The sequence below is a fragment of the Streptomyces tuirus genome, from assembly GCF_014701095.1.
In the GTDB taxonomy this organism is placed as follows: domain Bacteria; phylum Actinomycetota; class Actinomycetes; order Streptomycetales; family Streptomycetaceae; genus Streptomyces; species Streptomyces tuirus.
Window position 1 is genome coordinate 5,802,082 of record NZ_AP023439.1, and the last position, 14,306, is coordinate 5,816,387.

13 protein-coding genes are annotated in these 14,306 nt (G+C 71.2%); 7 read left to right on the plus strand and 6 right to left on the minus strand.

The features are described 5' to 3' along the window. From mftC to mftA, 3 genes are read right to left on the minus strand one after another with little or no spacing between them, the layout of a single operon-like run. Nucleotides 1-1,224 (minus strand): mycofactocin radical SAM maturase, encoded by a 1,224-nt coding sequence (mftC, locus tag IGS69_RS26590; RefSeq protein WP_190903002.1) that lies wholly within the window; start codon nt 1,222-1,224, stop codon nt 1-3. Next, on the minus strand, nt 1,224-1,547 hold the full coding sequence (gene mftB / locus IGS69_RS26595; RefSeq protein WP_232543648.1) for a mycofactocin biosynthesis chaperone MftB: 324 nt from the start codon (nt 1,545-1,547) through the stop codon (nt 1,224-1,226). The genes mftC and mftB overlap by 1 nt, the downstream gene beginning before the upstream one ends. 9 nt (nt 1,548-1,556) lie before the next feature. After that, nucleotides 1,557-1,670, minus strand: coding sequence for a mycofactocin precursor MftA (gene mftA, locus IGS69_RS26600; RefSeq protein WP_190903003.1), 114 nt, complete (start codon nt 1,668-1,670; stop codon nt 1,557-1,559). Between the two features lie 379 nt (nt 1,671-2,049). Between mftA and mdo the strand changes: the two genes are divergently transcribed. The 4 genes from mdo to mftM all read left to right on the plus strand — a co-directional run bounded on the left by mdo (nt 2,050) and on the right by mftM (nt 7,150). Further along, complete coding sequence (gene mdo / locus IGS69_RS26605) at nt 2,050-3,342, plus strand: NDMA-dependent methanol dehydrogenase (RefSeq protein WP_190903004.1); 1,293 nt, start codon at nt 2,050-2,052, stop codon at nt 3,340-3,342. A 76-nt stretch (nt 3,343-3,418) separates the two neighbouring features. Continuing rightward, nucleotides 3,419-4,597 carry an AAA family ATPase gene (locus tag IGS69_RS26610; protein WP_190903005.1) on the plus strand — a complete coding sequence of 393 codons (1,179 nt, stop codon included), beginning with the start codon at nt 3,419-3,421 and terminating at the stop codon, nt 4,595-4,597. Between the two features lie 26 nt (nt 4,598-4,623). After that, complete coding sequence (locus IGS69_RS26615; RefSeq protein WP_232543649.1) at nt 4,624-6,147, plus strand: VWA domain-containing protein; 1,524 nt, start codon at nt 4,624-4,626, stop codon at nt 6,145-6,147. 28 nt (nt 6,148-6,175) lie between these two features. Beyond that, a complete protein-coding gene (gene mftM / locus IGS69_RS26620; protein WP_190903007.1) occupies nt 6,176-7,150 on the plus strand; it encodes a mycofactocin oligosaccharide methyltransferase MftM in 975 nt (324 codons plus the stop codon). A 70-nt stretch (nt 7,151-7,220) separates the two neighbouring features. Here the strand turns inward: mftM and IGS69_RS26625 are convergent, their stop codons facing one another. The 3 genes from IGS69_RS26625 to IGS69_RS26635 are packed head-to-tail and all read right to left on the minus strand — an operon-like array spanning nt 7,221 to nt 10,538. Next, nucleotides 7,221-7,886 carry a MadR family response regulator transcription factor gene (locus IGS69_RS26625; RefSeq protein ID WP_190903008.1) on the minus strand — a complete coding sequence of 222 codons (666 nt, stop codon included), beginning with the start codon at nt 7,884-7,886 and terminating at the stop codon, nt 7,221-7,223. Continuing rightward, the gene (locus IGS69_RS26630) at nt 7,883-9,253 is read right to left on the minus strand and encodes a MadS family sensor histidine kinase (protein WP_190903009.1); all 1,371 of its coding nucleotides are present in this window, start codon (nt 9,251-9,253) and stop codon (nt 7,883-7,885) included. Before IGS69_RS26630 ends, IGS69_RS26625 begins: the two co-directional genes overlap by 4 nt. 10 nt (nt 9,254-9,263) lie before the next feature. Next, nucleotides 9,264-10,538: an iron-containing alcohol dehydrogenase gene (locus IGS69_RS26635; RefSeq protein WP_190903010.1), complete on the minus strand. Its 1,275-nt coding sequence runs from the start codon at nt 10,536-10,538 to the stop codon at nt 9,264-9,266. Between the two features lie 225 nt (nt 10,539-10,763). Between IGS69_RS26635 and IGS69_RS26640 the strand changes: the two genes are divergently transcribed. The 3 genes from IGS69_RS26640 (at nt 10,764) to IGS69_RS26650 (ending at nt 14,174) form a co-directional block, all read left to right on the plus strand. Then, nucleotides 10,764-12,005, plus strand: a complete 1,242-nt coding sequence (locus IGS69_RS26640; protein WP_190903011.1) for a helix-turn-helix domain-containing protein — start codon at nt 10,764-10,766, stop codon at nt 12,003-12,005. A 247-nt stretch (nt 12,006-12,252) separates the two neighbouring features. Next, nucleotides 12,253-13,770, plus strand: a complete 1,518-nt coding sequence (gene adh / locus IGS69_RS26645; protein ID WP_190903012.1) for an aldehyde dehydrogenase — start codon at nt 12,253-12,255, stop codon at nt 13,768-13,770. Then, a complete protein-coding gene (locus tag IGS69_RS26650; protein WP_190903013.1) occupies nt 13,770-14,174 on the plus strand; it encodes a DUF779 domain-containing protein in 405 nt (134 codons plus the stop codon). The genes adh and IGS69_RS26650 overlap by 1 nt, the downstream gene beginning before the upstream one ends. Nucleotides 14,175-14,306 lie beyond the last annotated feature (132 nt).

Consider the following 14,306-nt stretch of genomic DNA (forward strand, 5'->3'; position numbering starts at 1 on the left):
TCACAGGGGCGGGTTCGTCGGAAGCCCCACCAACGGGCTCTCGTCGCAGCGGCGGTCGGGTCGCGCGGTGCGCACCGCGGGCATGCCGAGGGGCACGGTCCGGTGCGAGTGGTCGTTGCCCTGGCGCGGCAGTGCGTCCGCGCTCACCGACGCGAGGGCGGTGGCGCCGTGACCCTTGACGCACTCCGGGTCGGGGCCGTCCAGCGGCAGGCCGGTGAAGAACTTCGCGGCCATGCAGCCGCCCTGGCAGGAGTCGTACGCCGGGCAGCCCGAGCAGGCGCCCGCGGTGGTGGGCCTGCGCAGGTCGGCAAAGAGCGCCGACTCGCGCCACACCCCGTCGAACCCGCCCGGGGAGCGGACGTTGCCCGCCTTGAACGCGTCGTGGATGGCGAACGGGCAGGCGTACACGTCACCGACCGGGTCGATCAGGCACACCACGCGTCCGGCACCGCACAGGTTCAGGCCGGGCAGAGGATCGGAGCCCAGCGCGTTGAGGTGGAAGAAGGAGTCACCGGTGAGCACCCGCTCGCCGTGACCCAGCAGCCAGGAGTAGATGTCGTACTGCTGCTCCGCGGTCGGATGCAGTTCGTCCCACACGTCGGCACCGCGCCCGGACGGACGGAGCCGGGTGATGCGCAGCTGGGCGCCGTAGCGGTCGGCGATCGCGGCGAAGTCGTCGAGTTGCGCGACGTTCTGACGCGTCATGACGACCGAGATCTTGAAGTCGCGGAAGCCCGCGTCGGAGAGGTTCCGCATGGCCCGTATCGCCATGTCGTACGAACCCCGTCCGCGCACGGCGTCGTTGACCTCGCGGGTGGCGCCGTCCAGGGAGATCTGGACGTCGACGTAGTCGGTCGCGGCCAGCCTGCGGGCCCGCTCCGGGGTCAGGCGCAGCCCGTTGGTGGAGAACTTCACGCCGACCTGGTGGCCGATCGCGTAGTCCAGCAGCTCCCAGAAGTCGGGGCGGACGGTGGGCTCGCCACCACCGACGTTGACGTAGAAGACCTGCATGCGCTGCAGTTCGTCGATCACGGACTTGATCTCGTCCGTGGACAGCTCCAGCGGGTCGCGCCGCCCCGACGAGGACAGGCAGTGCGCGCAGGACAGATTGCATGCGTACGTCCACTCCCAGGTCAGGCAGATCGGGGCGTGCAGGCCGCCCTTGAACTGCTCGACGAGAGCGGGTACCCGCTCGGTGGACGGGGGATCGTGCAGGGTCGTCATCACTGCGCTCCGGTTCCACTGTGCTGGGGGATGATCATGTCGGCGGCGGCCAGGGAGGCCAGGGCGCGCAGGAAGACGGCCCGCCGGGCCTCGGGCACGCCGGCGAGGGCGTGCCCGACGCTGGGATGGCGGTCGAGTCCCCGTACCAGTTCGACGAGTTCCGGTGCCTTCAGGAAGGACAGCCGGCGGTTGCCGAAGTGGTAGGCGAGCGCCCCGAACGGCTCGGGGCGCAGCGCGACGGAGGGATTCAGCCGGTACGGCACCGCCATGTCGAGCGCGGCGGTCGTCGGGGCGGTCGTCGGGGCGTTCGCGGGGGTGGTCATGGCGCGGGGTCAGTAGACGCCGCACATGCCGTCGATGGACACCTCTTCGACGAGGACCTCCTCGACGAGGTCGTCGGCGTTGTTCACGGTGTCCAGCTCGGCCCTGATCTGTTCCTCGTGCATGGCAACCCTCCTGAAGGAGACGGAAGTAGGGGGAAGGCGGCCGGCGCCGTCGCCCGGTGACCGGCCGCCTTTGACGCTACGGGCGGGCCGCCGCGCCGCTCACTCTGCTTCCGGCCGCCCTCGCCCTGACCGGTCGGACAGGTGTGCCCCCGCCGGGGCCGGTGCCTGCCGCGTGCCCCCTCCGATCGGACAGGTCGCGCCCCCTCCGTCCGCACCCCGCTGCCGTCCGAGCGGCCGGTGTCGCCGGTCGGCGCGTTCCCGGAGGGTGAGTCACGCCACGAACACCGGCACGTCCGTGCTCCACCCGGACCCTGCGCCGCCGGCGACGGAGCAGTCGACGCTGTACGCGCCTTGTCGCGCGGAGAGGAATGTCGCGATCATGCAGGTCGAAGAACTTCTCAAGCCCTTCCCGATCAAGGAGTTCCACCCCTTCCCCCGGGCGTTGATGGGCCCGGGCGCCCATGAGCTGATCGGTCCGGAGGCCAAGAAGCTGGGATTCCGCCGCACGCTGGTGATGACCACCGGTCTGCGCGGCAGCGACACCGTGCACAAGATCGTCGAGTCGATGAAGTACCACGGCCTCGAGGTCGTCCTGTACGACAAGGTCGAGTCGAACCCCAAGGACTACAACGTCATGGACGCCGTGGCGCTGTACCAGGAGAACAAGTGCGACTCGTTCGTGTCGATCGGCGGCGGCTCGTCGCACGACGCGTGCAAGGGCGCCCGCATCTCCGTCGCCCACGACGGCCGCAACGTCAACGACTTCGAGGGCTTCAACAAGTCCGAGAACCCCAAGAACCCGCCGCACATCGCCGTGTCCACCACGGCCGGCACCGGTTCGGAGACGTCCTGGGCGTACGTCATCACCGACACCACCACCGACCCCGACAACCCCCACAAGTACGTCGCGTTCGACGACGCCTCGGTGGCCAGCCTCGCCATCGACGACCCGACGCTGTACTACGACTGCCCGCTGGACTACACCGCCCAGTGCGGCTTCGACGTCCTCGCGCACGCCTCCGAGCCGTACGTATCGCGGCTGAACTTCCAGCCGTCGCTGGGCAACGCGCTGCACGCGATCCGGCTCACCGCACGCCATCTGCGCCAGGCGGTGTGGAACGGCCAGGACCTGGCCGGCCGCGAGGGCATGATGTACGCCCAGTACATCGCGGCGCAGGCCTTCAACTCCGGTGGCCTGGGCGTCATCCACTCCATCTCGCACGCGGTCAGCGCGTTCTACGACACCCACCACGGCCTCAACAACGCCATCGCGCTGCCCCGTGTCTGGGCGTTCAACATGCCGGCCCACTACGAGCGGTTCGCGGACATCGCCGAGGCGATGGGCGTCGACACGCACGGCATGACCAAGGTGCAGGCCGCCGAGGCGGCGCTCGCCGCGGGCATCCGGCTGCTGCGTGACGTCGGCATTCCGGAGAAGTTCACCGACGTTCAGCAGGACACGTACTCCAAGAACCGCCTCGGCCAGGGCCCGACGAAGTTCTACGAGCAGGCCAGGGTCATCAAGGGCGACGCGGAGGACGTCGACCGCATCACGAACCACGTCCTCGGCGACGCCTGCACCCCGGGCAACGCAAAGGAGTGCACGTTCGACACCGTCCGACCCGTCGTCGAGCACTGCATGACCGGCGACCTGGACGACCTGCTCGGCTGAGCACCTCGTACCCGGGAGCGGGGGGACGCACTCTGGGAGGTCACCCCCCGCTCCCGCCCCATCGGACGGAGGAACCGTGCCCGCCACACCCCAAAGCCCCTTCGGTTCGGTCGACGACGTCACCGAGCGGTTCGCCGCCCACGGTTACATCGCCGACCGACGGCTCGCCACGACCGTGTACCTGCAGACCAGACTCGACAAGCCGCTGCTCCTGGAGGGCCCGGCCGGCGTCGGCAAGACCGAACTCGCCCGGACGCTGGCCGCCGCCACCGGCCGCCGGCTGCTGCGCCTGCAGTGCTACGAGGGCCAGGACGAGAGCCGCGCCCTGTACGAATGGGACTACGGCAAGCAGCTGCTGTACACCCAGATGCTGCGCGAGAAGATCGGCGACCTCACCGCCGACGCGCCCGACCTGGCCTCCGCCGTACACCGGATCGAGGAGCAGGACAGCGTCTTCTTCTCCGACCGGTTCCTCGCGCCGCGCCCGCTGCTGGACGCCGTGCGCGGCGAGCAGCCCGCCGTCCTGCTGATCGACGAGGTCGACCGGGCGGACGAGGCGCTGGAGGCCGTCCTTCTGGAATGCCTCGGCGAGTACCAGGTGTCGGTGCCCGAGATCGGCACGTACACCGCGAAGGTCCCCCCGTACGTCGTGCTCACCTCCAACAACACCCGCGACCTGTCGGCTGCGCTGAAGCGCCGGTGCCTGCACCTGTTCCTCGACTACCCGGACTCGGAGCGGGAGTTGGAGATCGTCCGGGCCAAGGACACCGGCCTGCCCGAGGCCGCCGCACGCCATCTGGTGGATGTGGTGCGTGGCCTGCGCGAGCTGCCGCTGCGCAAGAGCCCCAGCATCTCCGAGACAGTCGACTGGGCACGCACCCTCGCCGTGCTCGGCGTCGACGAACTCGACCCGGCGATCCTCGCCGACACCGCCAACGTGGTCCTGAAGTACGAGCGGGACCTGCACCGGGCGCTGGACGTGCTGCCCCGCCTGGTCGACCCCAACCGCACGCTGCCCGAACCCGGCCACCAGCACGACGGCCACCATCACCACCACGGGCACCACCACGCTCCCGGGCACGACGAGCCACAGGAGCCCGACGGGCGCACGGTGCGGGCGGCCATGGACCGGCAGGGCCGGCACGACGAGGGCTACTACGGCGCCCCGGGCGCCGGTCCGACGCACCGCACCACCACGGGCACCGGCCAGGGCGCCCGCTCGTTCGCCGCCGTCGCGCGGCGCCGCACCGACTGATCCGGGAGGCGTGCATGGAAGCCGGCGTGCACCGATTCGTCCGCGTACTGCGGCTGTTCGGCCTGCGGGTCTCCGTGGCGGAGGCGATGGACGCCATGCGCGGGGCGGCCCAGCCCGGTGTGCTGGGCGAGCGCGAGACGCTGCGCGAGGCCCTGCGCATGACGCTGGTGAAGGACCGCCGCGACCACGCGCTGTTCGACGACCTGTTCGCGGCGTTCTTCTCGCTGCGCCCGGTGGACGGCGCCGCCGACGGCCACGGGCACGGCCACGAGCACGACGACCTGACCGACACCGGCGAACTGGAGTCGTTCACCGTCTCCGACGAGCCCTCCGAGACCCCGCAGCAGGGCCACAGCCACGGGAAGCCGGCCGACATCCGCGACTTCTTCGACCAGCAGGACCTGGCCCAGCAGTACAACCTGCACCAGGAGGCCAACAAGATCGACCTGGCTTCGATGACCGACGAGATCGTCCTGTCGAAGGACGGTGCCACGGGAGGGCGTGACGACACCCCGTCCGTCCAACTGGAGACCGAGCGGCTGCACGGCGCCGGCGTCCCCGGACGGCTGGCGGCGACGTCCGGGCAGCCGATCGACACCACCCTGACCGTCGCCCAGCACGACGCCCTGCTCGGCTGGCTCGCCGGCGAGGACGACGACCCTGACGCCGACGACTTGCACGCATTGCGCCACCAGTTGACGGGTGTTGTCGAGAACCTGCCGGAACTGCTCAAACGTCATCTGGACCGGCTGGCCGAACTGCAGTCGGTGGCCGTGGAGTCCGCCCGGATCGCCGAACGCGCCCGTCTCGAAACGGTCGACGAGGACCAACGCGTCCAGCTGGAGGAGGCACTGCGCCGGGTCGGCCGCACCGTGCGCGGCGCCCTGACGAGCCGCAGACGCATCACGCCCGCCGGGCGCGTCCATCCGGGCCGCACCATGCGGCACAACATGCGCTACGACGGCGTACCGTTCCGGCCCGTCACCGTCACCCGCGCCGAGGACCGGCCCCGCCTGATGGTCCTCGCCGACGTCTCCCTGTCCGTGCGGGCCACCGCCCGCTTCACCCTGCACCTGGTGCACGGACTGCAGTCCCTGTTCGGGCAGGTGAGGTCGTACGCCTTCGTCGACGAGCCCACCGAGATCACCGAACTGTTCGCCGAACATCCCCTGGAGCGGGCGCTCGGGCTGGTCTTCGACGGGCTGCCGGCCGGCGGTCTGCTGGACGTGGACGCCACCTCCGACTACGGCAGGACCTTCGAGACGCTGCTGAGCGACCACGCCCCGGCGCTGGGCCGCCGGACCACGCTCCTGGTGCTCGGCGACGGCCGCGGCAACGGAAACCCGCCGCGGACCGAGGCGTTCGCCGAGATCACCCGCCGGGTGCGCCAGACCCTCTGGCTGACTCCGGAACCCCGCTACTCCTGGGGTCTGGGCAGCTGCGACCTGCCCGCCTACGCCGAACACTGCGACCGCGTGCAGGTGGTCGCCGACCTGGCCGGCCTGGAACGCACCGCCCACCGCATGGCGGCGGAGGCGTCGGGCCGATGAACACCTCATACCGTCCGGGGGAGTCGTCGTGAGTGTCCCGAGCCCGCACAGCACCGTCGCCGCGCGCCGCATCGACCCGCTGGCGCCGAGCGCGCCCGGCCTCTACACGGACCACCTGGTCCGGGTCGTCCACCACCATCGCACCACCGAGGAGGCGCCGTCCGGACCGGACAGCCGCCGCGGCCGCGCGGCGCGGGACGTCCCGCCCCAACCGATCGTCCGCACCGAGCACTTCGTCCTGCGCCGCCGTGGCCGCCGCATCGAACTGAGCCACCGCATGCGTCCCGAGCAACTCGACAACGACCTCGCCGGACTGCTCGCCGAGGAACTCTTCGCGCCCGGCTGGCTGTCCGGCAGCGACGTCTTCGAGCGGGTCTTCACCGGAGTGGTGCGCTCCTGCGTGGACGGTCCGCTGCCCGCCTGGACCACGTTCTACGGCAACACGCTGACCCGCATCAGACAGTACTGGCAGAGCCCCGAACAGGCCGTGCACTCCTCGATCGCGGGCTTCGCCCCCGTCTACCGGCGCACGCTGGATCTCGTGGGATCCGGCTCCGTGCTGGACCTGGGCTCGTGCTTCGGCTTCCTGCCGCTGCTGCTCGCCGAGCGGGAAGGACGCACGGTGATCGCCTCCGACCTCTCCCGGGGCACGATGCGCCTGCTCGGCACCGTGGCCGGCGCCCGGGGCCTGATGCTGGAGGTACTGGTCTGCGACGCGGCCCAGGTGCCGCTGCCGGACGGTGCGGTCGACACCGTCACCGTCATCCACGTGCTGGAGCACCTCGACGCCGACCACGGCGACGCCGTCCTGCGGGAGGCGCTGCGGCTGGCCCGGCGGCGCGTGGTGGTGGCCGTACCGTACGAGGACGAGCCGACCGCCGCGTACGGACATGTCCGGTGCTTCAGCCCGCGGCAGCTGACCGACCTGGGCCGCCGCACGGGTCACCCCTTCCACGTCGGCACCCACCACGGCGGCTGGCTGGTCGTCGATCCCCGCCGTTGACGCGGCCGCTGATGATCCGACAGCGCGGAGCCGGGCCGGTCGCGACAGCGTCGGCCCCGGCTCCGCACAGTCAGATCACACCCAATTTGCTGGCCTCGTACACCACTTCGGCCCGACTGCCGGCGTCCGTCTTGCGCATGATGTTGCGGACGTGGAACTTCACCGTCGTTTCGGAGATGTACAACTCCGCGCCGATCTCCCGGTTGCTGAGCCCACGGGCCAGCAACTGCAGAACGCTCAGCTCCCGTTCGGTGAACTGCGGCCGGTCGGGCTGGACGCGCATGGAGCGCACCATCGCACCGGCCGCGTGCGAGTCGAAGGCGCTCTCGTTGCGGGCCACCGCGCGGATGGAGCGCAGCAGCTCCGTGGTGTCGACATCCTTGACCACATAACCGCGCGCGCCGTGATGGATGGCCTGCACCACCAGCGCGTCGTCGAGGAAGGTGGTGAGGACCAGCACCGCCAGGTCCGGGTGACGCTGCGTCAGCCGCGCGCACAGATCCAGGCCCTCGGTGTCCGCCGCCGTGGACAGCTTCAGATCGAGCAGCACGATCGCCGGACGCGTCCGCTCCACGACGGCCGCGGCCTCGCCGGCCGCGCTCGCCTCCCCGACCACCTCCAGATCGCTCTCGCGTTCCAGGATGGACCGCAGCCCGTGCCGGACGATCGCATGGTCGTCGACCAGTACGATCCGCAGCGCCTCGGTGGGCGCCTCCGCCCGCTGTTCCATGGTCATCCACTGCCTCCTACAGCGTGCTTCACCGGCAGCGGGACGTCGACCCGCAACAGGACGCCTCCCATCCCCGACCGTCGGATGGACAGTCTGCCGGCGAGCTCCTCCACCCGGGCGACCATGTTCGCCAGACCGCGGTGGCGTCCGCCCAGATCGGTGGCCCTGGACAGGCGCAGCGCACGCCGCAGCTGAGCCGGATCGCCGACGCCGTCGTCGGACACGGTCAGCACGATCGCGTCGGGCAGATAGCGCAGCCGGACGAGGGCCCGGCCGGCCTTGCCGTGGGTGGCGGAGTTGAACAGGGCCTCGCCGGTCAGCCGCAGGATCGACTGCTCGGCCTCGGGTGGCAGCGGCATCGGCCGGCCCGCCACCTGCACCCGTACGTCGAAATCCATCGGCAGGTGCACGGTGGACAGCCGCTCCAGCATCACCGGCAGCGGCCCGACAGGCTCCTGCGAGGTCCGGTTGAGGGCGTAGATCGCGGCCCGCAGCCGCTCCACGGCCTGCCGGTTGAGGTCCTTGGCGCCGGCCAGGCGGTCGGCGAGGTCCGCGGCCGGCCCACCCAGGGCGGCCAGCTCGGCCCGGCACACCTCGAGGGTCATGCCCGCGCTGAGCACGTACTGGGAGACGCTGTCGTGCAGCTCGCGCGCGATCCGGCGCCGCTCGTCGTCCAGCGCCTGCCGCTGCATGGCGTCCAGCAGCCGTGACTGTGTCTCGGCCAGCTCGGCGCTGCGCGCGGCCAGGTCCCGGGCCTGCTGCTCGGCAGCCTCGGACAGCTCGTCGGCACGGCCGCGCAGGGCGGTGGCCGCGTGGAACAGGAACGTGTGATGCAGCGCCACGGCGGCCTGGTTGGCGAGCACCCGCAGGATGGCCAGGTCGGTGTCCGCGACCTCGACACCGGCGCCCGGCCGGGCGGCGATCCCGCCGACCGGTTCGTCGTCCAGAGTCATCGGCGCGCGCACCCAGTCGCCGCCCTGGCCGGGTCCCTGGGCTTCCCAGGGCCGGGTGCGCAGCAGCTCCAGGTGGTGCCGTGCCTCGGCCGGTATCAGCGTCTCGTCGTCGATGAGGACGTCGTCCGTGTAGAGCAGGAACCTGGGCCGGGCGGCCCGCAGCGCGCCGTCCGCCACGGCCAGCAGCAGCCAGCGGGCCCGCAGATGCTCGGCGGCGGTCCGTACGACCGTCTCGACCAGGGTGCGCGGGCCCTCCGCCGTGCGCACCAGGGCGCGGGAGATGCCGTCGAGGGCCTCCACGGTCCGCTCCAGGCGCTCGGTGGAGCGCACATAGGCCGGGTAGTACGACCGCTTGCCCGACCGCAGTCCGGTGAGCACCCCGAGGTCGGCGGTCCGGGGTGACTGTTCGAGCTCGCTCACGGGAACCGCCTCACAGCGCTTCTCGGAACAGTGTCTCCACGTCCCGCAGTTCGACGATCCGGGGGTTGGTGGCCATGCAGGCGTCCTTCAGCGTCGTACGCGCCAGCACCGGCACATCGCGCTCGGCGACCCCGAGGCTCGCCAGGCCCTTCGGGACGCCGACGTCGTCCGCCAGGGCCCGCACCAGGTCCGCGAGCTGGGCCGCCACCTCGTGGGGCGGCACACCGGCGGTCGGCAGTCCGGCCGCCGCGCCCAGCGCGACGAAACGGTCCGGCCACGCCTCGGCGTTGAACCGGATCACATGCGGCAGCAGCACGCCGTTGACGACGCCGTGCGGGGCGTCCAGCAGACCGCCGACCTGGTGGCTCATGGCGTGCGTCGCCCCCAGGATGGCGTTGGTGAACGCCATCCCGGCCTCCAGCGCGGCCTGTGCCATCGCGAGGCGGGCCCCGAAGTCCCGGGGGTCGATCTGGGTGCGCACCAGGTTCCCCATGATCAGTTCGACCGCGTGCAGGGCGTGGATGTCCGTCAGCGGGTTGTGCGCCCGGGACACGAACGCCTCGATGGCGTGCGTCAGCGCGTCCAGTCCGGTGGCCGCGTTGAGCCAGGCCGGCATGGTGGTCAGCAACCGTGGGTCGATCACCGAGATCTCCGGCACGAGCGTACGGCTCACGATGGTGATCTTGATGTGTTCGGTGGTGTCGGTGATCACCGCGAACTGGGACACGTCCGCCCCGGTGCCGGACGTGGACGGCACCATCACGGTCGGCGGAATCGGCTGCAAGACCTGGTCCACGCCCTCGTAGTCGAGGATCCGCCCGCCGTGGCCCGACAGGATCGCCACGCCCTTGGCCGCGTCGATGACGGAGCCGCCACCCACGCCCACGATCACGTCGCAGCCGCTCTCGGCGTACCGTTCGAATCCCGCCTGGACCTCATGGTCCTTCGGATTGGGGGTCACGTCGGACCACACCACGGGCCGCAGACCCGCCCGCTTCAGATGGGCCGCCGCCTCGTCCGCCCAGCCCGCCGCCATCAGTCCGGGGTCGGTGACCAGGAACGGACGGCGACCGCCCAGGCGCACCGCGCAGTGTCCCAGCTCGGCGAGCGAGCCGGGACCGAAGACGATCTCGGGTACATGGAACTTGGCCAGCCGCGCCGACTGCCGCACGGCGTCCGTGCTCGTCTCCTGCGGTCCCAGGAGCTCGCACTGGCACTCGTCGCGGCTCCAGTCGCCGCTCGGGTCGTTCCCGCCCGTCACGATCGCCTCGGACGTGAGCGACATGCGACCTCCCAAGGGCGTGAAGCCCGCAATGCAGACGCAACCTTGATTTCACCGCCGGAGTGGCTGATAACACTGGCGTCCGACCGAAGACCACGCTATGCGCGCGCTACCGGATGCGACACCTGTCCGATCGGACAGGTGTCGAAGGCCCGGCCGGACGGGTGTGCCGGCGCGGTCAAGGCGGACAATAGTCGGTTGTTCCCGTTCTACGGCAGGGAAAAGCACATGTCACACCGTAGTGACCTGCGGCGGCGCAGGGTCAGGCTGGAGAGCGAGTGGTCCCGCTGGGTGCCGCGGCTGAAAGCGGCGGGATCGAACCCGGTCGGCGTGGAGGCGCTGCGCCGTGATGTGACCGAGTCCTGGATGCGGTCGCTGAGCAGTGTGGATCCGGCCCAGGACAGTGCCCCGGTCACCGACGGCGGGCGGGTGCAGCACCGCTGGAGCGGCTCGCCGCTGCGCCGGCCCGTCGACGGCCTCGCCGACGAACTGCGCGCCATCGCGGACGACGCGGGATTCGTCACCGCCGTCACCGACGAGTCCGGCACCATCCTGTGGACCTGCGGCGGACCGACCATGCGCCGCCGTGCCGAGCGTGTCAACTTCGCACCCGGCGGCCGGTGGGACGAGCGAGCCATGGGCACCAACGCCCTGTCCCTCGCCCTGCGCACCGGCCGCCCCGCCTCCGTCTTCTCGGCCGAGCACCTGGTCACCGTCCTGCACGGCTGGGTCTGCTACTGCGCCCCCGTCCACGGCCCGGACGGACGCATCCTGGGCGTGCTGGACATGTCCACCACCTGGGACCGGTCCAACCCCCTGGCCATGGCCACCGTGCGTTCGCTCGTCGCCACCATCGAGTCCCGGCTGCGCACCGAACTGCCCCGTCAGCTGCAACGGAACACCAGCCCCGTCAGCCTCACCTGCCTCGGCAGCGAGCAGGCGCTCCGCGACGGCGTACCGCTGCCCCTGCGCCCCCGCCAGGTCGAGATCCTGGCGCTGCTCGCCCTGGAGCCTGACGGCTTCCCACCCGACCGTCTCCGCGGCGCCCTCTACGGCGACCGGGCCGTCACCGCCTCGACCTTCAAGGCCGAGATCTCCCATCTGCGCCGGGCTCTCGACGGTGGTGTCGCCACCCGCCGCTACGCGCTGACCACCCCTGTGTCCTGCGACGCGGCCGAGGTGCTGCGCGCACTGGAGCGGGGCGACACCGAGACCGCGCTGCGCCTGTACCGCGGCCCGCTGCTGCCCCGGTCCGAGGCGCCCGGCATCGAGGAGTGGCGCACCCACCTGGAGGTGTCCGTCCGGGCGGCCGTGCTGGCGAGCACCAGCCCCGAACACGCCCTGCGCTACGGCGAGCGAGCCCCGTACGACGCCGAGGTGCACGAACACGCGCTGAGCCTGCTCGACCCGCGCGACCCCCGTCGCGCCATCGCGGCCGGACGCCGCGCTGCGGCCTTGCGGGAGGAGTGACCGCCCGGGCCGGACGCCGCGCTGCGGCCTTGCGGGAGGAGTGACCGCCGGGGCCGGTCGCCTCGCTGCGGCCTTGCGGGAGGAGTGACCGCCCGGGCCGGACGCCTCGCCGCGGCCCTCGGGACGAACCGCACGGGCCGGGCGGGCGGGGCGGCGCCAACCTCACGCCAACCCGGCGGTCGCACAGTGCGGTGCAGTACGACGGCACGGGCCGTCGCAGCACCGCACTTCACCGAGGAGAGCCGCCATGGTGTACGCGCAGCCGGGAACAGACGGCAGCATCGTCAACTTCGCCCGGCGATACGACAACTTCATCGGCGGCGACTGGGTCGCCCCCGTCGAGGGCCGGTACTTCGCCGACACGACACCGGTGACCGGCAAGACGTTCTGCGAGGTCGCCCGCTCCTCCGCCGCAGACGTCGAACTCGCCCTGGACGCCGCACACTCGGCCGCGCCGCGCTGGGGCCGCACCTCGACGACGGAGCGGGCGAACATCCTGATCCGGATCGCCGACCGCATCGAGGAGAACCTCGAGAAGATCGCGGTCGCGGAGAGCTGGGAGAACGGCAAGCCGGTGCGCGAGACGCTGGCCGCCGACATCCCGCTGGCGATCGACCACTTCCGCTACTTCGCCGGAGTGGTCCGCGCCCAGGAGGGCAGCATCGCCGAGATCGACGACGACACCGTCGCCTACCACTTCCACGAGCCGCTGGGCGTGGTCGGCCAGATCATCCCCTGGAACTTCCCGATTCTGATGGCCGCCTGGAAGCTGGCGCCCGCACTGGCTGCCGGCAACTGTGTGGTCATCAAGCCGGCCGAGCAGACGCCCGTCAGCCTGCTGTACGTGATCGACCTGATCGCCGACCTGCTCCCGCCCGGCGTCCTCAACGTCGTCAACGGCTTCGGCGTCGAGGCGGGCAAGCCGCTCGCCTCCAGCTCGCGCGTGGCCAAGGTCGCCTTCACCGGCGAGACCACGACCGGCCGCCTGATCATGCAGTACGCCAGCGAGAACATCATTCCCGTCACGCTGGAACTGGGCGGCAAGAGCCCCAACATCTTCCTGCCCGACGTCATGGCCGCCGACGACGACTTCCTGGACAAGGCCGTCGAAGGCTTCGTGATGTTCGCGCTGAACCAGGGCGAGGTGTGCACCTGCCCGTCCCGCGCGCTCGTCCACGCGTCGATCTACGACGAGTTCATGGCCCGCTGCGTCGAGCGCACCAAGGCCATCGTCAGCGGCGACCCGCTGGACCCGGCGACCATGATCGGCGCCCAGGCCAGCAACGACCAGTACGAGAAGATCCTTTCCTACATCGACATCGGCCGGCAGGAGGGCGCCGACCTCCTCACCGGCGGCGGCCCGAGGGCCGTGGCCGGTCTGGAGGGCGGCTACTACATCGAGCCCACGATCTTGCGCGGCACCAACGACATGCGGATCTTCCAGGAGGAGATCTTCGGCCCGGTCGTCTCGGTGACCACGTTCGACTCGGTCGACGAGGCCCTGAAGATCGCCAACGACACGCTGTACGGACTCGGCGCCGGTGTGTGGACCCGGGACGGCAACACCGCCTACCGCCTCGGCCGCGGCATCAAGGCGGGCCGCGTGTGGACCAACTGCTACCACGCGTACCCGGCGCACGCGGCGTTCGGCGGCTACAAGAAGTCCGGCATCGGCCGCGAGAATCACAAGATGATGCTCGACCACTACCAGCAGACGAAGAACCTGCTGGTCAGCTACTCCGGCCAGAAGCTCGGGTTCTTCTGATGGCCGCCCGCACCAGGCGCGTCGGGCTGACGCCGGCCGCCGAGGACCTGGTGCGACGGCTCGCCGCGACGCACGGACCGGTGATGTTCCATCAGTCCGGCGGCTGCTGCGACGGCAGCGCACCCATGTGCTATCCGCGCGGCGAGTTCCAGGTCGGCGCCGCGGACGTGCTGCTCGACCACGTCGCCGACGGTACGCCCTTCTGGATGAGCGCCGACCAGTACGTGTACTGGCGGCACACCCACCTCACCATCGACGTGGTCCCGGGCCGGGGAAGCGGGTTCTCCCTCGAATCACCCGAGGGCGTGCGCTTTCTGATCCGCTCCAGGGTCCTCACCGACGAGGAGTGGGAACGCCTTGCCGGGGAGCCCCCGCTCCCGACCGGGGCGGACACCGCCGGCTGACCGGCGCCGCCCGTAACGGCGGCACACCCGGGGACCACCGAGCCGGGGCGCCGCAGTCGTTTTCACCTGGTGCGAGAGGACGGGTCTGGGCAGAGTCGGGGGTGGCAGCTAGTCTGTAGGGAACGCGTCAAG

Excerpts from the sequence above, each read along its gene's own strand:
- mftC (WP_190903002.1), bottom strand. The coding sequence starts at position 1,224 with ATGACGACCCTGCACGATCCCCCGTCCACCGAGCGGGTACCCGCTCTC.
- mftB (WP_232543648.1), bottom strand. The coding sequence starts at position 1,547 with ATGACCACCCCCGCGAACGCCCCGACGACCGCCCCGACGACCGCCGCG.
- mftA (WP_190903003.1), bottom strand. The coding sequence starts at position 1,670 with ATGCACGAGGAACAGATCAGGGCCGAGCTGGACACCGTGAACAACGCC.
- mdo (WP_190903004.1), top strand. The coding sequence starts at position 2,050 with ATGCAGGTCGAAGAACTTCTCAAGCCCTTCCCGATCAAGGAGTTCCAC.
- IGS69_RS26625 (WP_190903008.1), bottom strand. The coding sequence starts at position 7,886 with ATGACCATGGAACAGCGGGCGGAGGCGCCCACCGAGGCGCTGCGGATC.
- IGS69_RS26635 (WP_190903010.1), bottom strand. The coding sequence starts at position 10,538 with ATGTCGCTCACGTCCGAGGCGATCGTGACGGGCGGGAACGACCCGAGC.
- IGS69_RS26640 (WP_190903011.1), top strand. The coding sequence starts at position 10,764 with ATGTCACACCGTAGTGACCTGCGGCGGCGCAGGGTCAGGCTGGAGAGC.
- adh (WP_190903012.1), top strand. The coding sequence starts at position 12,253 with ATGGTGTACGCGCAGCCGGGAACAGACGGCAGCATCGTCAACTTCGCC.
- IGS69_RS26650 (WP_190903013.1), top strand. The coding sequence starts at position 13,770 with ATGGCCGCCCGCACCAGGCGCGTCGGGCTGACGCCGGCCGCCGAGGAC.